The organism is Vibrio sp. 10N.237.312.B06, from assembly GCF_041464685.1.
Classification (GTDB): domain Bacteria; phylum Pseudomonadota; class Gammaproteobacteria; order Enterobacterales; family Vibrionaceae; genus Vibrio; species Vibrio tasmaniensis_A.
The window spans coordinates 37,959-61,978 of the sequence record NZ_JBFSPI010000024.1 but is presented as its reverse complement, the minus strand read 5'-3'; the positions used below and the strand labels follow the sequence as shown (position 1 = coordinate 61,978).

23 protein-coding genes and 1 tRNA gene are annotated in these 24,020 nt (G+C 42.5%); 7 read left to right on the top strand and 17 right to left on the bottom strand.

Translation table 11 applies throughout. The features are described from left to right. Positions 1-148: 148 nt before the first annotated feature. The 6 genes from AB6C75_RS09030 to AB6C75_RS09005 all read right to left on the bottom strand — a co-directional run bounded on the left by AB6C75_RS09030 (position 149) and on the right by AB6C75_RS09005 (position 5,829). On the bottom strand, positions 149-985 hold the full coding sequence (locus tag AB6C75_RS09030; protein WP_372107594.1) for a hypothetical protein: 837 nt from the start codon (positions 983-985) through the stop codon (positions 149-151). Between the two features lie 164 nt (positions 986-1,149). Continuing rightward, on the bottom strand, positions 1,150-2,616 hold the full coding sequence (locus AB6C75_RS09025) for a hypothetical protein (protein ID WP_372107593.1): 1,467 nt from the start codon (positions 2,614-2,616) through the stop codon (positions 1,150-1,152). Positions 2,617-2,688: 72 nt separating this feature from the next. Continuing rightward, positions 2,689-3,864, bottom strand: coding sequence for a hypothetical protein (locus AB6C75_RS09020; RefSeq protein WP_372107592.1), 1,176 nt, complete (start codon positions 3,862-3,864; stop codon positions 2,689-2,691). 71 nt (positions 3,865-3,935) lie between these two features. Next, positions 3,936-4,373, bottom strand: coding sequence for a hypothetical protein (locus AB6C75_RS09015; protein WP_065100078.1), 438 nt, complete (start codon positions 4,371-4,373; stop codon positions 3,936-3,938). Between the two features lie 114 nt (positions 4,374-4,487). Further along, complete coding sequence (locus AB6C75_RS09010; protein WP_016797470.1) at positions 4,488-4,667, bottom strand: hypothetical protein; 180 nt, start codon at positions 4,665-4,667, stop codon at positions 4,488-4,490. A 10-nt stretch (positions 4,668-4,677) separates the two neighbouring features. Beyond that, positions 4,678-5,829: a tyrosine-type recombinase/integrase gene (locus tag AB6C75_RS09005; RefSeq protein ID WP_372107591.1), complete on the bottom strand. Its 1,152-nt coding sequence runs from the start codon at positions 5,827-5,829 to the stop codon at positions 4,678-4,680. A 257-nt stretch (positions 5,830-6,086) separates the two neighbouring features. Here AB6C75_RS09005 and AB6C75_RS09000 point away from each other — a divergent pair, with 257 nt between their 5' ends. Next, positions 6,087-7,391: a hypothetical protein gene (locus AB6C75_RS09000; RefSeq protein WP_372107590.1), complete on the top strand. Its 1,305-nt coding sequence runs from the start codon at positions 6,087-6,089 to the stop codon at positions 7,389-7,391. 115 nt (positions 7,392-7,506) lie between these two features. Here the strand turns inward: AB6C75_RS09000 and AB6C75_RS08995 are convergent, their stop codons facing one another. Next, entirely contained in the window at positions 7,507-7,731 is a 225-nt protein-coding gene (locus tag AB6C75_RS08995; RefSeq protein WP_016797467.1) for a hypothetical protein, read from the bottom strand. Between the two features lie 172 nt (positions 7,732-7,903). Then, positions 7,904-8,170 carry a hypothetical protein gene (locus AB6C75_RS08990; RefSeq protein WP_372107589.1) on the bottom strand — a complete coding sequence of 89 codons (267 nt, stop codon included), beginning with the start codon at positions 8,168-8,170 and terminating at the stop codon, positions 7,904-7,906. A gap of 267 nt (positions 8,171-8,437) precedes the next feature. Here AB6C75_RS08990 and AB6C75_RS08985 point away from each other — a divergent pair, with 267 nt between their 5' ends. Then, entirely contained in the window at positions 8,438-9,319 is an 882-nt protein-coding gene (locus AB6C75_RS08985) for a helix-turn-helix transcriptional regulator (RefSeq protein WP_372107595.1), read from the top strand. A gap of 689 nt (positions 9,320-10,008) precedes the next feature. On the opposite strand, the gene AB6C75_RS08980 is transcribed toward AB6C75_RS08985, so the two are convergent. The 7 genes from AB6C75_RS08980 to AB6C75_RS08950 all read right to left on the bottom strand — a co-directional run bounded on the left by AB6C75_RS08980 (position 10,009) and on the right by AB6C75_RS08950 (position 15,219). After that, a complete protein-coding gene (locus AB6C75_RS08980) occupies positions 10,009-10,440 on the bottom strand; it encodes a DUF2787 family protein (RefSeq protein WP_372107588.1) in 432 nt (143 codons plus the stop codon). 102 nt (positions 10,441-10,542) lie between these two features. Continuing rightward, complete coding sequence (locus AB6C75_RS08975; protein ID WP_372107587.1) at positions 10,543-11,043, bottom strand: hypothetical protein; 501 nt, start codon at positions 11,041-11,043, stop codon at positions 10,543-10,545. A 45-nt stretch (positions 11,044-11,088) separates the two neighbouring features. Further along, entirely contained in the window at positions 11,089-11,472 is a 384-nt protein-coding gene (locus tag AB6C75_RS08970; RefSeq protein ID WP_372010500.1) for a hypothetical protein, read from the bottom strand. A gap of 92 nt (positions 11,473-11,564) precedes the next feature. Continuing rightward, positions 11,565-12,800, bottom strand: coding sequence for a tyrosine-type recombinase/integrase (locus AB6C75_RS08965; protein WP_372107586.1), 1,236 nt, complete (start codon positions 12,798-12,800; stop codon positions 11,565-11,567). A 75-nt stretch (positions 12,801-12,875) separates the two neighbouring features. Beyond that, complete coding sequence (locus AB6C75_RS08960; RefSeq protein ID WP_198597149.1) at positions 12,876-13,922, bottom strand: hypothetical protein; 1,047 nt, start codon at positions 13,920-13,922, stop codon at positions 12,876-12,878. A gap of 374 nt (positions 13,923-14,296) precedes the next feature. Next, complete coding sequence (locus AB6C75_RS08955) at positions 14,297-14,617, bottom strand: hypothetical protein (RefSeq protein ID WP_102459214.1); 321 nt, start codon at positions 14,615-14,617, stop codon at positions 14,297-14,299. Between the two features lie 517 nt (positions 14,618-15,134). Next, positions 15,135-15,219 (bottom strand) — tRNA-Leu (locus tag AB6C75_RS08950). A gap of 195 nt (positions 15,220-15,414) precedes the next feature. On the opposite strand from AB6C75_RS08950, the gene AB6C75_RS08945 reads away from it, so the two are divergent. Continuing rightward, positions 15,415-15,891, top strand: coding sequence for an RDD family protein (locus AB6C75_RS08945; protein ID WP_017097527.1), 477 nt, complete (start codon positions 15,415-15,417; stop codon positions 15,889-15,891). Positions 15,892-15,954: 63 nt separating this feature from the next. Here AB6C75_RS08945 and lptG read toward each other — a convergent pair whose 3' ends face one another. Together lptG and lptF are read right to left on the bottom strand one after the other, a co-directional pair. Continuing rightward, positions 15,955-17,025, bottom strand: a complete 1,071-nt coding sequence (gene lptG / locus AB6C75_RS08940; RefSeq protein ID WP_017097528.1) for an LPS export ABC transporter permease LptG — start codon at positions 17,023-17,025, stop codon at positions 15,955-15,957. Between the two features lie 3 nt (positions 17,026-17,028). Beyond that, positions 17,029-18,129 (bottom strand): LPS export ABC transporter permease LptF, encoded by a 1,101-nt coding sequence (gene lptF, locus AB6C75_RS08935; RefSeq protein WP_009847716.1) that lies wholly within the window; start codon positions 18,127-18,129, stop codon positions 17,029-17,031. A 191-nt stretch (positions 18,130-18,320) separates the two neighbouring features. On the opposite strand from lptF, the gene pepA reads away from it, so the two are divergent. From pepA to AB6C75_RS08915, 4 genes are all read left to right on the top strand, one after another. Further along, positions 18,321-19,841 (top strand): leucyl aminopeptidase, encoded by a 1,521-nt coding sequence (gene pepA, locus AB6C75_RS08930; protein ID WP_102504219.1) that lies wholly within the window; start codon positions 18,321-18,323, stop codon positions 19,839-19,841. A 106-nt stretch (positions 19,842-19,947) separates the two neighbouring features. After that, positions 19,948-20,397: a DNA polymerase III subunit chi gene (locus tag AB6C75_RS08925; protein ID WP_102504218.1), complete on the top strand. Its 450-nt coding sequence runs from the start codon at positions 19,948-19,950 to the stop codon at positions 20,395-20,397. A 103-nt stretch (positions 20,398-20,500) separates the two neighbouring features. Next, the gene (locus AB6C75_RS08920) at positions 20,501-23,374 is read left to right on the top strand and encodes a valine--tRNA ligase (RefSeq protein WP_372107585.1); all 2,874 of its coding nucleotides are present in this window, start codon (positions 20,501-20,503) and stop codon (positions 23,372-23,374) included. 220 nt (positions 23,375-23,594) lie between these two features. After that, positions 23,595-23,999 (top strand): DUF2061 domain-containing protein, encoded by a 405-nt coding sequence (locus AB6C75_RS08915; RefSeq protein WP_371709898.1) that lies wholly within the window; start codon positions 23,595-23,597, stop codon positions 23,997-23,999. Positions 24,000-24,020: the final 21 nt, after the last annotated feature.

Sequence of the window (24,020 nt, the reverse complement as noted above, 5' to 3'; positions counted from 1 at the left end):
AATGTGTTACCGGTTTTATTGTTAATTTATAGACTCATCTAAGCGGAGAAGAGCCGCGTTTTTCATGATTTATTTTTCCGAATAATAAGATCTAAAAAGCCCCACTAATCAGACAGGGCAAGCCTGTCAGACTAGTAGGGCTAGAAATTTAGAAAGGTAATGGCTCACTTTCTTCACGTTTACCTAAAGAGACTTTAGCCTGAATATCATCGTAAAGCGCCACCATAGGTTTCACAAGTTCAATATTCGCCAATGGATTACCGCTTGAAGCCTTCCAATCTCGCAGCTTAAATCCATCAGCCCATACAGTCAGCGTGTTTACTACAGTCGCATCCAGACCAAGTATTTCGACGGTATCTGCGCCTTGCTTAAGAGCGTCATCTGCTAGTTTAAGAGCCGCATATCCAAGTTCTAATCGCTTGCGTGGAGCCTTAGCGCCAATCTCATGCTCTACTTGAGTAACGCCGCCAGAAACTTTCTTTATCTGAGATGACTTACCACCTACACCAAAGTCACACTCGAACTTCACATGCTTTCTATTTCGCTCACTCTGCTCTTGAATCTTTTCCCATTCACGCTCTCTAGCTCGCTTAGATGAAGCTCTTAATGATTCAACTAGACTAGGCTGATTACGCTGTTCCGCCTCCTTTTCGAGTACTGTTTTACGCTCAGCTTCAACCAACGCTAATTGCTCAACCATAAATTGTTCTGGATTCGCATCCATTGCAGCAATGATTTTCATGGCTTCGGGAGCCGTCATGTTACGCGCCTTAAATTCAGGAGCTATTGACTCCCACTTCTGAAATAAATTTAAGTCGCGCATACCAGCTTCAATAGTTCCGCACTTATAAAAGATAGCGCAGCCCTTGCTACCTTTAACACCTTTACCACCTGAATAGTAAGGTCTCGCTTCCTTATCACTTGGGAAAACTGAACATTTCTTACCACGAAGAATTACGATTGGATTTTTCTTAGATTTAGCCACGATAGGCTCCTTGAATATTAAAAATTTGATAAACCGCCGGAATGACGGCTATGAATTTGAATAAAGGTCATTGCGTGTGGGATTGCTGTCTTAATACCCCTACGGTGCTATGACATACAGAGGAAAAAGCCCTTATCTCTCAAGGGCTCATCTATAATTGATATTTACGAACTTAGCTGGCTGCTAAGCGCTGCTCGTAGCGATTCACGAGCTATAGGTTCAAAGAGTTTTTCGATTTCGAAGCTGGGAAACTTCGATTTAATTAGAATGGCTAATTTGATAGTCAGCTCCGTTAACGGTACTGCTGCTTCAATTAGCTTAGATTTACCTGCCGAGCGTACTAACGTCGATTTGGTTGGATAACCCTGATCCGTCAGCCATAAGGCAAGTTGATTAGCATTTATGTCAGATTTAGATAAACCGCCCTGTTCATGGGCGTAGAAGCGCAGAAATAGACGCGCCATTAGGCTATCCGATGTTTCATCAGATTTAAGTCTTAAAGACTTATTATTAGAAGCTTTCGCCATTGCTAGGCGGTCCTGCCAGTTATACCAGTCCTCTAAAGTCTTTAAACAATGTTGTTTTCGCCAACGGTCAAAACGAAGACGAGTAAACAGCATATCGTCCAACGAATAATGAGGTTTAGTTTCCAAAGCTATATGCTGTAGGTCTTTGACATCGAGCATTTTTGGATTCAACAACTCTCGCTTATGATCGTATTCCATGTTCAAAAAGATCGAACGCTTTTCAAGCATTAAATCCTTATGTTCTAAAAAGCGCATCCGATTCGGTGTCAGGTAGCTACCATCAACTTTGTCATCAAAAGCACGGTTCAAATACATATCCACCATATGAGCACTTTGATCTGCTACTGTTGGATCTACCTTCACGCCGCCTTTCGCTAATACAGGTTCAAAGCTTTCACTCTCTATAACGGTATATTGAGCACGGGTTTTAGCGCCTATTAGCTGTTCAGCCTGATGCTTCAGTTCTAGAATTTCACCACCCGATGGATCTATTCGATGATATAATTCCCTAAACCGCTGGCAGATAGGACCTGATAGGTCTATTTCTTCTAATTCAGCATTGGTTAAGAAACCATCCGTCGTAACAGACACAACAACCTTCTCATCGGGCATGCTATGAAGCATCTCACCTAACATAGCTCTAGCAAGACCCGTCGTATAAGCCGCAAAGAAAGGATTCGTCAACGTCGATGGTGGCAATTGCTTGGAGTATCCAGCCTGTATATCAAACGCACTTTTGGGGCGAAGTGATTGTGCCATTCTCCCATAACAACTATTTAACATCTCTTTGGTTAATTTTTCATCAAAGCTACCTTTAACAAATGACTTACGCCTCTCTCGACCCCATTTCATAAAATCTTCGAAAATACGCACATCATTTTTCCATGGAATGACGAATGCCTGCTTAATGGTGATCTCAGCGCCTTGGTTATATGCAACTTCCAACTCATGACCTGTAACATACGTTTCGCCAGTGATGGGAAACAACAAACCATAATCTGAACGAACCGCCAAGCTTGGGAAGCGAGTATTCTCAGGGAACTTAAACTCAACCCATGCCATGGCGCACTTGTCACCAAATAGGTCATGCAAGTCCTCAGTCATATACATTTTCTCATACGCTAATTCACGTAGACCTAACGTAATCGCCGAGTAACAGGACGGTATATCATAATCTCACCAAGTATCGACTTGAGTGGGACCAGCGATAAAACTTTCATTTCTACCACCGTGGTAACACTGAGTAGCAAAGTTCTCTAATGTCATACGAGCAGTTACAGGAACATCTCTTGTTATCGTTAATGGCTTATTTCGATCTGATGGCCAAATTTCTTTAGTCACTTTCTCAAAACCAAATAAACCACGATAACCGCGCTTATCTTCCAAGCTATTCACAAAAGCTTTAACGGCAATGCCTCCAATAGTGAACGGCACCGACTTTAAACCTAATGTGTGTTGGCAAAAGAGAGAAACGCGCTCAAAGTGGCGAGCACTAATAATCGCATCGGTTAAAGCATATTCAGCGAACTTTTCAGGCTCAGCTTCCAAGAACTCATCCATACGAGAAATAGAATAAGGCTCAGGGATCTCGACCTTCGGGATCTCAAGCAAATCACCCACAGATGAAAGTGACGAACCATTCGGCGACAACAACATAGTGTCAAAGAAAGTGATGTAGAGCGTTTTCTTATTACGCGACTTGGTATTGACCTGAAGCGGTTCCTTATCGATGCGGCGAGACATCACTTTATCAAGCTCTAGTCCATATACATCGTCAAGGCTCGCTACCGTCTTTCGCAATCCGTTTACATGTGTCTTTAACTGATCAAATGCTTTACTGAAGTTAAACAGATCAGCCGATAACCAGTGAGCACAAAGAATTACGTCAGTCGGAAAAGTATCTAATACACCTTCATCCATTGCCTTTTCGATGGCTTGAACCAAACATCGATCCAATGCCAAACGACCAGATTTTTTCGTCGATTCAGGATACAAGATAAGTGTTGAAAGCAGACCTTTATGCAGAATAGCAAGTTGATAACTCAAGATACTGTTGTACTCGCCGCAATCAGATTCGGTGTACTCTGTATCGATCGCTATCACAGGTCGCTCAAAGAAAGGAGTTGCCTTTCGTTTCTTACGCTTAACTTTTACCTTCTTCGGGGGCTTCTTGCCAATATGAGGCTTAGCTTTAGGCTTCACCGTTTTAAAAGGCACATCTTTCACATCAACAGATTCTTGAGCCTCCCAACTATCCTCGCTTTCAACATCACACTCTTCCCAACCAGTTTCAGTCAGATTGTTAATAGTGATACTGGTATCCTGCTCAAGCCAATCATATGTTTCACTCATTTCTTTTATCTCCAATACGTAAAAAGACGCCACTTGGCGTCTTTTTAACAGGTTCCGGTTATGTTCAATGCTTAGGCTTTGTACTCAGACCAAGAGATTTCAGGCATAGCCTTACCATCGTTATAGTCACACAATGCATCACATAGAACGTCACACAGACCTTCTAGATCCGAGAACTCATCTGCCGCAAACATAGTTAACAGATTGTCATCTTTATTCGCTGTAATAAGCAGAGAGCCGGATTTTTCAGAAATAAATACGTTAGATATCGAGTCAACATGAATCCAACTACCATTTTCAAGGATCAACGTTGCACCCTCACATGGCTTAATGGATTTTTTGATTTGCTCAAACAGAGTTTCCGCCGCCGCACCTTTTTGGTAATGCATAACGTTACAGTTCGAGTCCAACACAACCACGCGCTCATCAGAGCCGATTACACTTTTAGCTAAAGCTAGGTTCTTAACGCCACGGTTTGTTTTTACAAATACAGATGTAGAAGTAGTCATGATACTTATCCTATTAAAATTCCAAATTGTTAAAGAGCATGAGACAGATGCCTCTTCTAACGAAGAGACACCTGTCTCAACGCTAGAGGTAAAATTAATTCGATTACATTTCTTCTATTTATTGAGTAATGCCACCTCCCACTTCGCTATCTCCGATTTCAAAAAACGAACGCTACGACCTATTCGCAGAACTTTAGGCAATGAATCAGGTTGGCGAGTTACATTGGTTCTTACCGTGGCAGGATTAAGGCTGTATGCCGCTGCAAATTCTTCTACTGTTAATGCATTTTTCATTGGGTTTTCCTTAGTCAAATTGAAAATTAGGTAGCATCGCTTCAACTGTCTTCTGAGAGGCTTGTGCTAAATGAGTGTTTTGGTAATGGGCATAGCGCTCTGTGACGCTCACATTAGAATGACCGAGGCTCTGTTGAGCTAAACGAATATCATTGGTCGCGATTAGCATTTGGGTCGCATAGGTACGACGTAGATCGTGGATAGTGAAAGGCGCTTCTAGTGAACCTTCCGCTTTCATGGCTTGCTGAATACGTTCCATACAAGCCCGTGGATACGCAATGTGCTCGCCATGGTTCTTCAGTGATGGAAACACCCAATCATTGAAAGAAACCATGAGACACTTTCGGATAAGTCGCTGTGCTGGCTCAGATAAGTAAATACGCTGAGGCTTACCTGATTTAGTCATAGGCAACCAAGCAGACGACAGATCATCGGAAAGCATTGAACAGGAAAGGCTAATCACATTACCAATGCGCATACCCGTAAGCAGGCTTAACAGTAATGCACTGGCATGAATGAAGTTAGGTTCAGCGCAAGCATGACGACAAAAGCTTTCCATTTCTTTAGCGGATAACACGCGCTCTTTAACGTTGTTCTCCGCCAGCTTTTTAACGCCCTTTACTGGACTCTTATCAATAATGTCGTGCTCTACTGCCATAGAGAACAGCTTGGATAAAAATGCTTGGTAGCGGTTCACCGTGGCTGGCGATAGGTCTGTTAATGAATGAAGAAATTTCTCCACATCACGACGAGTTACATCAGCAATACGTTTATTACCTATAGCCGCCATGACACGTTTAGCACGAGACTGAAAAGTTTTATGATCACGGTGGTGACGTCGACTGAAAGGCACGAGTACTTCATCAAAGAACTGCTGAACAGTCAGGCGACTACCTTTGCGGTAGGCACCAGACTGAACATCAGCAATAAACTGGTAAGCCAACTTCTCAAAGTCAGCAAACTTCATTTCAGGGTAGGTACCAAACGACTCGTAGTACCGTTGACCTTTCCAACCAAAGCGAACTATCCAGCGTTTACTTGATGCAGTTACGAGTAAACGAAGACGAGAGTTGGCATCACTTCGGTACTCTATAGCCTGCTCACCTTTTGAGGGGCGGGGCAAGTTATCCAGTACTGCTTTGGAAAATCTGAGAGAATCCATCTAAATCACTCTGTTGTTGAATCGATGGGGCCATTTTTACGTATATCTAAATAAACCGCTCATAGAGGAAAAGTCAGCTCAAGCGAGGCAACGCATGTCACAACCCATACAGAAATAAATAAAAACAGACACTTAAGCGACAAAACAGAAATGAAGATAGGTACAAATTTGATTGAATTCAGAGATGGGTACATATTTGATTGAGTATTAGGAGGCTGATATCCTACTGCGGATTGACTTAAAGTTTGGAACAAAGAATGCCTAGAAAACAAGCCACCTATACACATCGCCGCCTAACGTTATACGTTAAAGCTAATATTGATGAAAAACATATTGATACGCGTGTAAAACACCAGCTAATCGCTACGATAATTTTTCATTTTAAAATAAGCCAACGGGAAGCCATTCTGACTTTAAGAGAAGCAACTTCGGACCTTCTTACACTCCCAAATCAATCAGCGTTCTCGACCTACTTAAAGAAATATAAAGAAGCTGACGCACCTGAAAAGAAAGATAAATATGAGAACGCCGTTAAGTTTCTAGCATTAAAGAAAGGGGTCAATGTATACGACTGCCACCTAACAATTGAAAAATCTTGTTTGAAAGAAGGAAGACCGGAAGGAGAATCTAGATTCGCAAGTACCTACCTAAAAATCAATGACCGTGATGTACCACCATGGCACGAGAGAAACATAGGATTTATAAGAGCATTCAGCGCTTTCATCAATAATGACTCTAACCATTATAAAGCCGCTATAGGTAGAATTGTCGAAGCTATAAAAAATGCTTCTTTCAAAAATGAGAAGATTAACTTTGACGATTCTGTCTCATGGTATAGGAAGAATATATATCGAAAATTAAGCCACCCTATTTCAGAATGGGCTATTTATTCAACACCATTGCAAGCTGAAATATTCATACTGGAAAGACCAGAAAAAGAAGAAACAGAAGTGGACCAAAAGCCAATACTTTTTATGGCTATAAAGTCACATGATTGTACTGGATACACTCCAATCAAGTTGTCACCAAATGCAGCCCATGAACTTGCAGAAGTGATGAAAACACACTCAAATCTCATTTATACAATTAATGTAAAAAAGCAAAGTAACATCATTCTAATCCAGCTAGTAATAAGCACTAAAAATTCGACAACAAATCAAGCTAGTACATCATTGCTAGCACTCTATACAAAGATCAGATACCAAGTCGTAACCTCAAAAGGGGAACGACAAAATTTACACCAACCTTTTAACTTAGATTGCATGGATGGAAACTTCACCATCCAAAAAAACAAACCACTTAACAATAGTGTTTACCGCTTAAGCACGAATACAAATAGCTACAACCATCAAGGTATTATAAAAACCTTGGACTCACTTCATCATATTTTGTCCGAACTCAGCACATCGGAATACCAATCATGTCTTTTCCAAGCTCATAAAGTAAGAGGAAAACAAAACGCGAAGGTTGTTGTAGATAAAAAAGTGCTTCGATATCTAGAGCTAGATACTAAAAAACGTATGCCATCGTACTTCCTAAAAAACAACCCGAACCATATATAATTAATCCCCTACTGACTAAAGACATACACACCTTCAGACCTCATGTCATAAGCATTAAAGCAAAATCCTAATTACGAAGAAGTGAGAGCCACAGCTCTCACTTACTCCAACCCCTTTAATCTTCAGGGCCGACACATGCTCCCACGCAGCCACCAATTACAGCTCCGACTACAGCGGCTTCGGCTCCACACGTGCGGCCGATACTAGCCCCTATCGCCAAACCCTTCATAGCACCTGATGTACTAGGGCGAATTTTCACCTTAGTCGTTGGATACTCACGCTCAATTTCAATCGCTTTCATCGGTAGCGATGATTGCCCCAGTGTTAATAAATTCATCATTGTATTACCTCTATTTCTCTGCAATTTTCATTGCTACAAACAAAGAAAGGGCCATGCTCAATGAAGAACATGACCCTTAGTGATGTTATACCGTTCAACCTAGTCCAGTGTTAATGTCGAGAGTTCCAAGTCTTACACCAACGTCGAGCTAAATTGACCAATACAACAAACCTTATTGTGCTTTGCCTTTCGGGCTATCTGAACCGCATAAAGTCGCATCAGTAACATGACCATTCATGGTTCCACAGACATCCGCTTTCCATTGCACGATAACTCCGTAAGACGCTGTATTCTGAATGCCTGCTTTACCATTCCATTGTGGCTCTAGCAGTTCTTTCATTTTCGAGATATCGCCCGGATTACCGCCGAACGTGCCACCTGCAAATACTGAAGATGCGAAAAGCGAAGTTAGACCTAGCAGGACAATTGATTTTTTCATTTTTGTTTTCCTTAAATACGCAATGACGCCGCTTATAAGAGACGGCGTTAACGTGATTGATGATCAGTTTAAAGAGGGTGAACGACAGGGTGTGTCGCTCAGATGTAGAAATATTGAAATGATTGATGAATGCCTTGTAAGACATACCTTGAGATAACTAATGAAAGCTATAGCAATATCAGTAACCTTATGAAAATTCGCTAGAAATAATCAGGTTCTTTCCGACCACGACACCACCTGACGAGCGACCTATCTACAATGCGTAGAATGAAAGAGCATGACAAACTAGCGAAACGACTTGCCATCATCCTGACCCGTTTAAATACGGGTGAGAAACTGTATCTGGAAGAGTTGAGCCGGGAATTTAGGGTGAGTGAAAGAACGCTTCAACGGGACTTCAACGAACGGTTAAATTACTTACCCATCCAGCGTGACGGTGCTTGTTACTTTCTTGACCCACAAACTCTAGGTAGGCAGAGCAATAATGAAGTGTCATTGCTACTGATGAAAATGGGATTCGATACGTTGTTTTCCGGTAAGCACTACCTAAGTAATGGCGTACTGAACAACAAGAGTACTCCGCCCTTTCTATTCAAGAATCCGCAAATCGAAGACATCAGTAAAAATGTTTCGGTGTTCGAGAAACTTATCGAATCGATACAACGCCGGAACGTGATTAGCTTTAGTTGCCATGGGAAAACCTACGATGAGTTCCACAGCTACAAACTTTTGAATGACCGTGGTCAATGGTACTTAGCCGGAACACACAGAAACCACCTGGAGTCTCTCAGAGTGGCGAAGATTCGTGAGTTAGTGCGATACGAGGATAAATACTCACCTGACCTAAATGTTGAACACAAGCTCACTGGTCGAGGATATGAAGATGAGTTGCCACATCCCGTTGAGGTGGTTATACAAATTAGCGGAAGAGTCAGCGAAACCTTCTTCAAAGAAAATAATCCCAATGTCTTTCGAGTATTAACAGAGCTAGGTTCAGGTGATGTATTGGTAAGCTATACGACTAGAAACATTCAAGCATTACTCCGCTTACTCAAAGCGTGGCTTCCTGATGTCGAAGTGCTGTCACCTGATTGGGTTAGATACAAGTTGAAGCAGGAGTTACAAACCTATCTAGACGTAGCCAAGTAGAAACCACACGGAGAGCTGAAAGGTGATGTGTTGCAAACTTCTGGTTGAGTCACTCTCTGTATCAGCGCCTGACATAATGAAGTCACCCGACAATCACCAACCAAGCCCTAAGCTTAAACTTACCACTATGCACCTAAATTAAACCTGTCGATTCGTAACAAGCACAGCGATTGATTTGATGAAATGGCCAATCGATACAGGGTAAGGAAAAGTGTTAAATGCCCTATTTTTACTCCGCGAAAATTAACACTTTAATAGATTAGAACAGAGCTTTTAGCTAAGTTTAATATATTTATATTATTAAATTAATTATAAGGACTTTCAGCTCAGGTTAGGCAAGGAAGCCATACCAGTTCTAGGTTTTAGTCTATAAAAACGCTCCCATTACTTCAAAATAGTAATGGGAGTCATTAATGTCAAAACACCAGCAAGAAGATAGTAACCCCGTTAAAATTAGAGTTCTTTTCCTTGGTGTTTCCACCGCCCATAATAAGCCAGTCACTTCATCTTCTCTGAACCCTGAACTCAACGGATTGGCAAAACGTTGTAGAAACTTACTCCAATGAAAAAGGCTTCCCATCACACCATGACAAGCATGGCACAATAGGAAGCCTTGATTTCACTAGGAAGTGACACAGCAGTTTTATGGTTCATACATGGTGCTTTCAACTTGGTTTGCTACTGATGAACTAATCCACGGTGACTTTTATCTCATCAAAGCAGTCCATTCCGATGTAGCTTAGAAAGTTGGATTCCCACATCGAATAGAACTCCATTACCTCACTACTTGTTATTGGTAGCTCTGGAACATAGGAAAAACTCGCTGTCCCACATCCAAAGTTGAAATCCACCTCTTTAACCAATTCGGGATAGGGACCACCGCAATACGCAAAGTCAGTGATGTAATCAAATACCCATTGGTCATAGAGTCGAACAAGCCTGATTTCAACAGGATGAAAACCGCCGTCCTCAGAGGTGTAGCTTTTATCTCGGAAGTTAATCACGACCGATTGGATCATGGATGTCCATTTGCCTGATTCGCTGATCACTCCGTTTAAAGTATCTTGAAGATCGACACTGATAGGTAAAGTCAGCTTATTCTTTGAAAAGCATAGTTTCATAATAAAATCTCGTTTAGTTTGGTAGGGATGCACTCTTGAGTAGTGTGCGGTATGAAAATTGGGAAGAGGTTTAGTCGGTAAGGATTGATCAGAAATTCGAAGTTATTTAGCTTCGGTTTCACCGTCCACTAATGACATGAGTTCATCACGACGTTGCTCGTAGTCAGGCGCAAGAACGTGGAGAAACACCGATTTCTCTGACGGCAGGATAAGTAATAACCCACGCAGTGTCGCCGCCATAAATCCAGCATTATTAGCAGACCCACCTTTGAACACAGATTTAAGCACAGTGCTTTTAAACGGCTTATCATCTTGCTCATTTAACACAGCGACAATATCTTCAAAGGCTACCCACTCTTTGCTATGAAGACCGCCACCTTCATTACCCGAAAGCCTAAGGAATAGAGTATTTAGATCATCATGTACCGAAAGCTCATAGAACACATGATTCTGAGTTTTCGGTGATAATTTTTTCGCTTTACCATCGAGTACGATATTAGCGAAATGGTCTACAGGTACATCTTTAACAACCGTAGCCAGTTCATTACCCTCTACAACCTCAGGTTGAACAACTTCTTCTTTTTGATTGGTTTTACGTGCCATGGGGCACCTCCATACTATTAGTGACTTTTAAGATTAGATTCAGAGTTAAACTTCAGCTTGATCAGCAAGCTTGACGACAGGGAATGTTGGACTGTTCATTGGAGCACAGCAATACACCCCACTACCTGCCGTAGTAACAATGGCAACAGCAAGTAGCCAAGGGCATTCATCGTCGTTTAGTAACAGAACCCATTCAGGGTAGTTAGTGACAAAGCGTAGAAAGCTTTGATCGCCTTCCGGTTCTTTACTCAAGGTTTCATCGGTATCGTCGGCTTCAATCAAATACAAAGTGGTGCCAACCTCATCCCAGAACGCTTTCGTACTTTCTTCATCACCGAATGGCTCTATCAAATGTTCGAGTAGTTTTACTTTCACATCATCAGGCATTGGCAGTGATTGAATTTCTTCAAAATTGTTTACTGTTTTCATCGTGAATTTCCTTCTAATAATGAAAAAGCCCTCGTCCAGCTAGTCGCTGTACGAGGGCTTTTTCAAATGATTTGTTTTAAGTATTACTCAGTCTATTCAAGTGGAATATCACCACTAACCATATCCGATAGATGTGAGCCAATTTTACGCCTACGACCAACGGTATGCTTGGCATAATACTTACTCGTTATACCTATCTCGGAGTGATTCAATTGTTTAGCAATATCATGTAAAGGCACTCCTTTTGCCGCAAGCAAAGTTCCAAGTGTATGTCTGGCACTGTGCAGGGTTATATTGGCTTTATCTCCTGGTATATCAGGCAGTCCCATCTTCTCCTTGATAACTTTCAATGCGTGTCTAGCAGGGCTGATAGGTTTACACTTTCGACGTCCAGCAAAGATATAAGGATTATTCGTCACTTTAGGTATCGACTTCAAAATAGAGAGCATGTAATCACTTGCATAAATAATGTGGTCACGACCATTTTTTGTTCGATTTATATACAGAGTTTTCTGTTCCCAATTTATCGATTCGTGCTTTAAATACCTTAATTCACGATCCCTTAATCCAGTCAAAAACAGCAACGCTAAGAACGATCCTGTGTGTTTATCTGGATACTCCAAAGCATGACGAACAAAGTCCTTCAGTTGATTTTCGGTGAGGTATCCTGTGCGGATATTATCCAACTTCGGTAAGCTGACTTTATCTGCAACCAACGGGCAATCCATAAGACGGTATGCATGTTTATTTATCGACTTGAGAAGTGCTAATACCCGGCAAATACTGGCGGTTGCGTAAGGCTTACCAGTGGTTTTGCTGATCTTACTTTGCATTTCCATCTGCACTTTCACGATATGCGCAGCGGTTAGTTCATTAATCGGAACATGATGGATAGACTTAGCATGACGGAATCGTGCGACATCATCTTTCCATGTACGACGTTGTTTTTGAAGAGGAAGATAGACCTCATTGAAAAACCGTTCAAGGGTCATAGACGAATCAGTCTTTTCAGTATCACGCTCGATCTTCGGATCAATACCCTCAAGAATCTGCTGACGGTATTCCTTAGCAATTTTACGCAGGGTAATGATGCAGGTTTCAGGGTGCTTTCCTAAACCTACCGACGCCTTCTTACCAGTAACAGGGCTTGTATATCGAAGCAGGAACCGCTTGCCGCCAGACTTACCGACTAAGCAGCGAACACCAGTAGGTAAACCGGAGTCTTTCATAGCGGATAGATTGACTTCGTAATCGGTGGATTTTGCAGTTGTGGGATTGGGTTTTAAATTGTTGAGGAAAGTGGTGGTGAGTCGTTGTGATTTGCTCATTCAAACCTCCTTAAAGCAGTTATTCTTAATATTATTAAATGCTTCAAAGAGGTTTTGTTTCGGTCGTATAGGAGATCAATATGACCATTCTGGAGTCATTGCAATTAGAGCCTCAGAGACGCCAAAACACTCATGAATAGGGTAGTAGCTTTTTAAATCGGTAATATTAAAGTAAGCATAAAGCTCAAAGCTTCCTTCTTTCTTTATAAACACACCATAACGAAGCCCATCGGTAACAATTAATCGCTGACAATTACCTCTACCTTCTGCGTAGGCTTGAGCTTGGGATAAAGCGGTCAAACACGAATTACCTTTCTTTTTAGCTTCGACAACTACAGCTAAATGTTCATTGTTTCGAGGGAGCTTTTGAAATAGAGCAACATCCACATTATTCCATTCAATTGCCATTTTTTGTGGCGTCCACCCAAGAGCTCTTAACATAGGAACAGCCAAGTATGCGACAGTTTCAAATTCAGAAGGATTTTCGAACTTTTGATACCACTTAGCAATACGTATTAATTCATCAATCTCCTTGCCCAGAGCCTCGATAGATGCATTCGCAACTCCGTAGTCATACAAAGCTTCAGAAATATGTTCAAAGTCAACTTTCTCCACATTATGTAAAGGCATCATTTTTAGTAAATCATGGTTCTCAAAATCAAGATTCAAACTAGAAACCCACTCCTTTACAACTAAAGAACTCAACTCTTGGGTAGTATCGCCTTGCTTCAATGTATATGTAGGGAAAACTTTAGGTGATTCTATACCTTTCCATAACCATTTGACGCGACGAACATGCTGCAAGTCCCAACCATCCACATCATCAAACAGTTCAGACCATTCATAATCCCCCACAACAACACCGACACCCACAACTGTTGCTGTACCCAACCTCAAAACAACGATATCCCCTGAAGATATACCTACAGCAAACCGCTTCAAGTCGGTAATTTTCCGAGAAGACCAATCATCGTTCCTCAACATCTCGACACATGATGGAAAAGCACCTGCATAACCAGGACCATTTAAAATCACATCCCACTTCAAACAAATATCTGCATAATTGCGATCACTGTCTCCGGCTGCTTGTTGCCAATACTTTCTCCCCAAAATCCACCCCACTAAATTTCACCACCAGAACCACTAAAATAGCATTAATAATAACCAGTACAACAGCTTGCCGTAGGCCGCTGTTGTACTGGTTATTATATATTTAATATCAATACTCTATCCGAAACCTAGCTCTCAATTCATCCCACCACATTCATACAATCAACTAGCCACCGATACCACCACCTCAATCAAAACCCATATCACGCATAACATTTCCACCAGCACCATAGTTCAAGTTCTGCGATGATTCCCAGCTCAGTGATCGCGCACAGTACTCGCAGGAAAACTATCAAATTGACACCCACACAGATTACAACAGTGATATTCACCCACTGATGGTGAGTGATAGCAGTAACAGCAACAACGACTTCATACTAAAATTTTCAATCAGCCTTAGCCCGCTTTAACCACAAATGCTTGATCATATAGTCAGCTTCTAACGCGATACGGTGCTCTACATAGCTAACAAAAGTTTTGAACCCAAAATCACCATTTACATACTCAAGAGCACACACAGAGACAAAACTAAACATTCCAGAGCGGACTTTGTCATCATCTAAATAACTTAAATCAGGGCTAGAAGTAGTCGATAACATTGGCAGTTCAAGCCAACCGTTAGTCGTCGCGCATAACCAGACTAGTGAATCATTGATTGTTACCGAAGTTCTTTTCTTAGTAGTTGGATGATAGAAAGATATTTTCATGAGATAAAAAACCTGAGTTATTATTAACTCAAAAAGAGTAGCAGGGAGTCAATATTAACTCAAAAGATATGAATGCTAATTAATTTTCAGGGTGTGATTGATTGTTAATGTATATCCCCAACGACCTTAATACACACACCTTAAAACCACCTATCTCAAACCGACTTTTCCGCTATTCATCAAAACGAAAAGTTACCTCACAAAGACTAAACCAAAACCCTATAGCACCGTAAAGTCGCCATGGTCGTACCATGGTTCTCTGACTCTACAGCCCTTGGTAATACTGGCTTGCGAGATTGCAGAAGTTTACATTTGTTGGATTTACTAGGATTCCCTTGAGCACAGAATCGACATGTGATGAACCATAGATGCACCATGGAAGAAAATTCAAGGCTGATAAAGTGAGTCTATTGAGGGAGAAAAGTGTAGATAACAGAAAAGGAAAACTGAGCTAAGCTTTTGATTAGCCTAGATACAACAAAGCCCCGACTTTCGTCGAGGCTTTGTCATTTAAATATGGTACCGGTAGGCGGACTTGAACCGCCACGCCCGAAGGCAACGGATTTTGAATCCGTCGTGTATACCAATTTCACCATACCGGCATTATCTTGGGGCATTGCCCTGTCGATGTTTGGCATTATACGTATGCGAACTGATGTGGCAAGTATAAAAACTTGAATTCATGTGTGTTTGCCGATAATTTCGCCACTAAGTCATAAGCTGTGCGTCATGTCTCTTTTCAGGCCAAGCCTTAAACTATATTCTGACGCCTCAATTTTTAAAGAAGTAATAACACCATGACATCAACAAACACTCTGCCACCAGCTGGGGTAATGCGCCGATTTGGTGCCTTGTTCTATGACGCACTCATTGTAATCGCTATTGAAATGATGGCTGCCGGCATCATTGTTGCTCTACTGCACGCACTCATGGCTCTTGGTATTTTTAACCATAGCGGGTATGCCGATGTCAGTGACTTCTTGACTAATCATCCGATTTGGAGCCCTGCGTATACTTTTTACTTAGTCGTCGTTTGGGTTTACTTCTTTGTATTCTTCTGGACCAGAGCAGGTCAAACTCTGGGGATGAGAGCTTGGAAGCTACGAGTTCAAAACAAAGATGGCTCTGCGATCACAATAACTCAAGCGCTAATACGTTTAGGTACATCGGGGTTTGGACTTGCAAACTTATGTGTTCCATTCGATCCTCAGAAACGTGGCTTTCACGATATCTGGGCAAAGACCGAAGTCGTTGTGTTGCCAAAAGCACAATAACGCTATTAAGCGAACTTAAAGCAAGATCAAAAAAGGAAGGCGCAATGCCTTCCTTTCTTCTATTTATAGTTTCCGCCTCAAAAGCATAATGGCAATTCCGAAGAACACCACGCTAGGGGCTATCGCACCAAAAGCAGGTGGTATTTGGTAAACCAAGCTGATTGGCCCAAAGAACTCGCTGGATATATAGAAAGTAAAACCAGCAATCACACCAGAGAGAATCCTTGCTCCCATGGTCACGCTACGTAAAGGACCAAAGATAAACGACAATGCCATCAACATCATGACCGCTATCGAAATAGGTTGAGTTATCTTTCGCCACAATGCTAGCTCATAACGTGCTGCATCTTGTTCTGATGCTTTGAGATAAGAAACATAGTCATACAGCCCACTTAACGACAGCTCCTCCGGTTTCACCGTCACTATCGCGAGTTTGTCTGGAGCTAACGATGTTTCCCAAGAAAAAGTCGGTAAACTCTCTTTAGTGACCTGAATATCATTCTCAAAAGAGGTGACCTCAACATCGCGCATTGTCCAAACGTTGTTTCCAACGTAATCGACTTCTTTTGAATATATGGCCGTTTTCAGAGCCTTGTTCTCATCATAGCGCCACATGTTCAAACCATAGAGCTTATCATCGTCTATTTTAACAATGAAAATGAAGTCATTGGCATCTCGAGCCCAAACACCGCTTTGAGTAGAGATAATACTACCACCAGCAACCGAGATGGTTCTTAAGTCACGAGCCATCTTCTGCGCTTGCGGAGCTCCCCACTGCCCAAGTAATGTCACTATCACCATTAACGGAATCGCAGTCTTAAGTACCGATAAACCAATATCTAACTTAGAGAAACCCGCGGCTTGCATAACCACAAGCTCAGAACTCGCAGCAAGCATACCAAGCCCAATCAATGCACCAAGCAATGCCGCCATTGGGAAGAACATTTCGATATCACGAGGAATACTCAATAAAACGAAATACAACGCTTGTAATAGATCGTATGTACCACGACCTACCTTCCGCAATTGCTCAACGTACTTGATAATTCCAGAGAGACCGACAAACGTCACCAATACCAGTGACGTGGTCGCGATGATGGTTCTGCCTATATATAAATCGAGAATCTTAAACACGGCTTAAGCCAACCTCTTATTCTTGAATTTTTCTTTCAAACGCCTAACAGGCACACTATCCATAAAGTTGGCACCAATCGCGACAAACAATAATAATGCATTGATTGGCCACATGCCTATTGCAGCAGGAATGTCCCCTTCTTCAATTGAAGATTTGGTTGCACTGATTGCCAAGAAGTAAGTCAAATAAATCAGGATTGCCGGACCTATTTTTGCAAAACGACCTTGTCGTGGATTAACTGCTGACAGCGGTACAACGAGCATAGTCAACAATGGGATACACAACACCAGTGACATGCGCCACTGCAATTCAGCCTTGGCACGATTATCTTGATTTCCAATAAGATCAATAGTTGGAATCGCTTCCCACTCTCGACCTTTCTTCTCTACTTCACGCTGACCAATTAAGCCTTCATACTCTTCAAAGTGCGTCACTCTATAATCAAGGCGAGAAGGCACTCCTTCATGACGAGTACCATCGTACATCACAATAACTTGGCGGCCATCGCTCAATTCTTTTACGTCTCCCGACTTAGAGAACATCACACTAGGAAGCACTGAATCACGAGGTCGCATTTGAGAAACGAACACATTGTCTAATTGATTACCATCGATACCCTCGATAAACACAACAGAAGAACCATCGGGAGTCCTTGCAAATTTGCCTTTGGGTAGTAAATCGACGCTGTTCTCTGCAGCCACTTCCTCATACATTTGTTCTACTTTATCTTGTGACCACGGAGACAGCCAAAAGGAGTTAAAAGCAGCGACAGTTGCGGTAATCAACGCCAGATAAAGTGCTGATTGGATGAGGAATTTATTGCCAATACCCGTAGCATTCATCACCACAATCTCACTTTCGGCATAAAGGCGGCCAAAAGTCAGCAAAATGCCAATATAGATACTAAGTGGAAGCATCAAGAGCCCCATCGCTGGCATATTTAGACCCACGATCGATAATACAAGGCTTGCTGGAATATCACCATCAGAGGCGTCGGCTAAAACACTGATGAACTTTTGGCTGAGAAACACGAGAAAGAGAACAAAAAATATCGCAAATTGGCTCTTGATTGTCTCTCGGATCAAATATCTAACAATAATCACGCTCAAATTACCTATACAAAACTTGTTTTTTTGATTGAATCACTATAATTTCCCGTTGAACCTTTTATTTTTTAAATTTTTAGCTAAGTGTTAACGTTCTTCTTTAAGGTCAGTTCCATTATAGGATCCAACAAGTAAGAACCCATTATCCAACATTTAGTTCGATTTGTCTTCAGGATGTAGGAGTACGCATGGAGTTCAGTGTAAAAAGTGGCAGCCCAGAGAAACAGCGCAGCGCATGTATCGTTGTCGGTGTATTCGAACCGCGCCGCCTTTCTCCAGTAGCCGAGCAGTTAGATAAGATTAGCGATGGCTATATTAGTTCACTGCTTCGTCGCGGTGATCTAGAGGGTAAACCTGGCCAGATGCTACTACTGCATCAAGTACCTGGTGTACTTTCAGAACGTGTTCTGCTTGTAGGCTGCGGTAAAGAACGTGAGCTAGGCGAGCGTCAATATAAAGAAATTATCCAAAAAACCATCAGCACACTAAACGAAACGGGTTCTATGGAAGCAGTATGTTTCCTGACTGAACTGCACGTTAAAGGTCGTGATACTTACTGGAAAGTTCGCCAAGCAGTAGAAGCGACTAAAGATGGCCTTTACACTTTTGATCAATTCAAGAGTAATAAACCAGAGACTCGTCGTCCACTACGTAAACTGGTATTCAACGTACCAACTCGTCGTGAATTGAGCCTTGGTGAGAAAGCAATCTCTCACGGTCTTGCGATTGCTTCAGGTGTGAAAGCGTCTAAAGATCTAGGCAACATGCCACCTAACATCGCAAATCCTGCTTACCTTGCTTCTCAAGCTCGTCGCTTGGCCGATGATTACGAGACAGTGAAAACTAAGATCATTGGCGAAGAAGAGATGGAAAAGCTGGGTATGACTTCATACTTAGCGGTAGGCCGTGGTTCTAAGAACGAATCTATGATGTCTATCATGGAATACAAAGGCGCTGCTGACCCAAATGCAAAACCTATCGTTCTAGTCGGTAAAGGTCTTACTTTCGATTCAGGCGGTATCTCGCTTAAGCCAGGTGACGGCATGGATGAGATGAAGTACGACATGTGTGGTGCCGCATCTGTATTCGGCACAATGAAAGCACTGGCGAAACTTAACTTGCCAATCAACGTTGTAGGTATCCTTGCAGGCTGTGAAAACATGCCAGGTAGCAATGCTTACCGCCCAGGTGACATTCTAACAACCATGTCAGGCCAAACCGTTGAAGTATTAAATACTGATGCAGAAGGTCGTTTGGTTCTATGTGATGCCCTAACTTACGTTGAGCGCTTTGAACCAGATTGTGTTGTCGATGTTGCTACACTAACTGGCGCATGTGTTATCGCTCTAGGTCACCACATCAGTGGCGTTCTATCTAACCACAACCCACTGTCCCATGAACTTGTTAATGCTTCAGAGCAAGCAAGTGATCGCGCATGGCGTCTACCTATGGCAGACGAGTACCATGAGCAGCTGAACAGTCCGTTTGCTGATATGGCAAACATAGGTGGCCGCCCTGGCGGTACTATCACCGCAGGTTGCTTCCTGTCTAAATTCACTAAGAAGTACCACTGGGCTCACATCGACAGTGCAGGTACTGCGTGGAAGTCAGGTGCAGCGAAAGGCTCGACAGGTCGTCCTGTCTCAATGCTCGTCCAATTCTTATTGAACCGCAGCGGCCAAGAGACTGAAGAGCAATCTTCAAAATAATGAAAAGGGCCTACGGGCCCTTTTTTAATAAGCGCTATTTGTTAGACCCTGTTAACCAAGTAATATTGATATCCACGATTTTCAGTTCAAGTTTCGAGTGTTAAGTATGCAGACTGCCACGTTTTACATTGTGCCTTCAGACAGCCCGCAAGCCTGCGAAGATGGTTTTGCTTACTATGTGCTGTTTCTTGCTCAGCACTTTGCTAAACAAGGCGCTAAACTTTATCTCAACTGCAATGACAAAGAACATGCCGAACGTATCGCTGAGGTTTTCTGGCAGGTCGAACCCAATGAATTTATTGCACATAACTTAGTTGGCGAAGGCCCAAAGTATTCAACCAACATCGAAATTGGCTATCAAGGCGTAAAACATAATTGGAATCGCCAACTGGTAATAAATCTGGCCGATAATAATACAACCTTTGCGAACGCCTTTGCTCAGGTGATAGACTTCGTTCCTTGCGAAGAAAAAGCTAAGCAACTCGCTCGAGAAAGGTATAAAATTTACCGTCAGGCTGGATATCAGCTACAAACTATCGAGATTCAACATCCATAGTCAAACCTCATAGTTAAAGCTATCTTTGGATTTAGATTCAAGAAGCTTCACTTATGAAGTTTGACCACGATTAACCATTCACAGTATCCGTTATAAGAGCACTATGGAAAAGACATACAACCCAACATTAATCGAACAAGCTCTGTATAAGACTTGGGAAGAGAAAGGCTACTTTAAGCCACACGGTGACACATCAAAAGAAGCTTACAGCATCATGATCCCGCCACCGAACGTCACTGGTAGCCTACACATGGGTCACGCGTTCCAAGATACGATCATGGATACGCTTATCCGTGCTCAACGTATGAAAGGCAAAAATACTCTTTGGCAAGTGGGTACTGACCACGCTGGTATCGCCACTCAAATGGTTGTTGAGCGTAAGATCGCCGCTGAAGAAGGCAAAACAAAACACGACTACGGCCGTGAAGCTTTCATCGACAAGATCTGGGAATGGAAAGGCGAATCAGGTGGCACGATCACTCAACAACTTCGTCGTCTTGGTGCTTCTGTAGATTGGGAGCGTGAGCGATTCACTATGGATGACGGCCTATCGGCTGCGACTCAAGAAGTGTTTGTTCGTCTATACGAAGAAGACCTAATCTACCGTGGTAAACGTCTAGTAAACTGGGATCCTAAACTGCACACTGCTATTTCTGATCTTGAAGTTGAAAACAAAGACAAAAAAGGTTTTATGTGGCACGTCCGCTACCCACTAGCGAACGGTGTAAAAACGGCTGATGGCAAAGACTACATCGTCGTTGCGACTACACGTCCTGAAACTATGCTTGGTGATACAGGCGTTGCAGTTAACCCTGAAGATCCTCGCTACAAAGATCTTATCGGCAAAGAAATCCTGCTTCCTATCGTAAATCGTCTTATCCCTATCGTAGGTGATGAGCACGCTGACATGGATAAAGGTACGGGTTGTGTGAAAATCACGCCAGCTCATGACTTTAACGATTACGAAGTGGGCAAGCGCCATAGCCTACCAATGATCAACATCCTAACGTTCAACGGTGATATCCGTGACGCGGCAGAAATCTTCACAACGAACGGTGAAGAAAGCGATGTGTACTCAACAGATCTTCCAGTTAAATACCAAGGTATGGAGCGTTTTGCCGCTCGTCGTGCAACGGTTGCTGAATTTGAAGAGCTAGGCCTACTTGAAGAAATCAAAGATCACGACCTAACCGTTCCTTACGGTGACCGTGGTGGTGTGGTTATCGAACCAATGCTGACGGACCAATGGTACGTGCGCACAGCGCCTCTTGCTGCGCCTGCTGTTAAAGCCGTTGAAGATGGTGAGATCCAATTCGTACCTAAGCAGTACGAAAACATGTACTTCGCGTGGATGCGTGACGTGCAAGACTGGTGTATCTCTCGTCAACTTTGGTGGGGTCACCGTATCCCAGCATGGTACGACAACGATGGTAAAGTTTACGTAGGTCGCACTGAAGAAGAAGTTCGTGAAAAGAACAACCTTTCACCGGTAATTGTTCTTAAGCAAGACAACGACGTTCTTGATACATGGTTCTCTTCTGCACTTTGGACGTTCGGCACACAAGGCTGGCCTGAAGATACTGAAGCAATGAAAACATTCCACCCATCAGAAGTACTAGTATCTGGTTTTGATATTATCTTCTTCTGGGTTGCTCGTATGATCATGATGACCATGCACTTCGTGAAAGACGAAGACGGCAAGGCTCAAGTACCTTTCAAAACAGTTTACATGACGGGCCTTATCCGTGATGAAAACGGCGACAAGATGTCTAAATCGAAAGGTAACGTACTTGACCCTATCGATATGATTGACGGCATCAGCCTTGAAGAGCTAGTAGAAAAGCGTTGTGGCAACATGATGCAACCTAAACTGGCTGCTAAGATCGAAAAAGCAACACGTAAGACTTTCGAAGATGGTATCGAACCATACGGTACTGATGCACTGCGTTTCACTCTTGCTGCTATGGCTTCAACTGGCCGTGACATCAACTGGGACATGAAGCGTCTTGAAGGTTACCGTAACTTCTGTAACAAGCTATGGAACGCAAGCCGTTACGTACTGATGAACACAGAAGAGCACGATTGTGGCATGTCACTGTCTGTTAAAGACCGTGCAAACATGGAATTCTCTCTAGCAGACAAGTGGATTGAATCTCAGTTTGAAGTTGCAGCGAAAGAATTTAACGCTCATCTAGACAACTACCGTCTAGACATGGCAGCAAACACGCTTTACGAATTCATCTGGAACCAATTCTGTGACTGGTACCTAGAGCTAACGAAACCTGTTCTTTGGAAGGGTACTGAAGCTCAACAACAAGCGACTCGTTACACGCTTATCACGGTTCTAGAGAAGACTCTGCGTCTTGCTCACCCTGTTCTTCCTTACATCACTGAATCTATCTGGCAAAGCGTTAAGCCGCTAGTAGACGGCGTTGAAGGCGAGACCATCATGACTCAAGCGCTTCCTCAGTTTAATGAAGCTAACTTCAATGCTGAGATCGTTGACGACATCGAATGGGTTAAAACTTTCATCACAGCTATCCGTAACCTACGTGCGGAATACGACATTGCACCAAGCCAAGGCTTAGAAGTAATGATCAAAGTCGCTGATGAGAAAGATGCAGCTCGTATCGAAGCAAATAAGATCGTTCTTACTTCTCTAGCTAAGCTAGACGATATTAAAGTTCTAGCAGACGGCGAAGCGACTCCAGCTTGTGCAACTAAACTTGTTGGCAAATCTGAGCTGATGATCCCAATGGCGGGTCTTATCGACAAAGATGCTGAGCTTGCTCGTCTAGATAAAGAAGTAGCGAAGACTCACGGTGAGATTAAGCGTATCGAAGGTAAGCTAGGTAACGAAGGTTTTGTTGCTAAAGCACCAGAAGCGGTTATCGCGAAAGAGCGTGAAAAGCTTGAAGGCTACCAAGAAACTCTTGTTAAGCTAGAAGAGCAAAAAGCGACAATCGCTGCTCTTTAAAACTGAATGAACGAGGAGGTTTCGAACCTCCCGCTCTAGACAAAAAGGTTGGCCTTCATGGTCAGCCTTTTTTTGTGCCCTAAGTTCCAGTCCAATCAACCTCACTCCAGCTTATTGATAGCTTTCGCCTATCAAAACAATCTTAACTTCCCATTAGATTTAATGATAATAATTCTCAATAATAGTTCTATCGAAACAACACAACGACTGAGTAATTATCATGAAAAAGACACTAACCTTTGCTGCATTACATTTTACTATCGCATTTAGTGTCGCTTACGTACTAACTGGCGACATCTTAATTGGTAGCTTAATCGCTATGATTGAGCCTTCTGTGAATACCGTCGCCTTCTATTTTCATGAAAAGGCGTGGGCTCAAGTTCCAGCGCTTAAAGCTCGTCAGTGGATGACAAAGTTAAAAACAGCAAGCTTCGCTACTATCCACTTTAGTGTTGCCTTTACCGTTGTCTACTTATTGACTGGCGATGCCTTTGTTGGTGGTGTGATGGCAACGTTAGAACCTGCTTTGAACACCGTGGCTTACTACTTCCATGAGAAAGTTTGGTTACGAAAAGCGGAAAGCCAAGCAGCACAACCACTGTTTTGTTTGCACCAACATGCTTAATCACAATATATTGGGTCACTG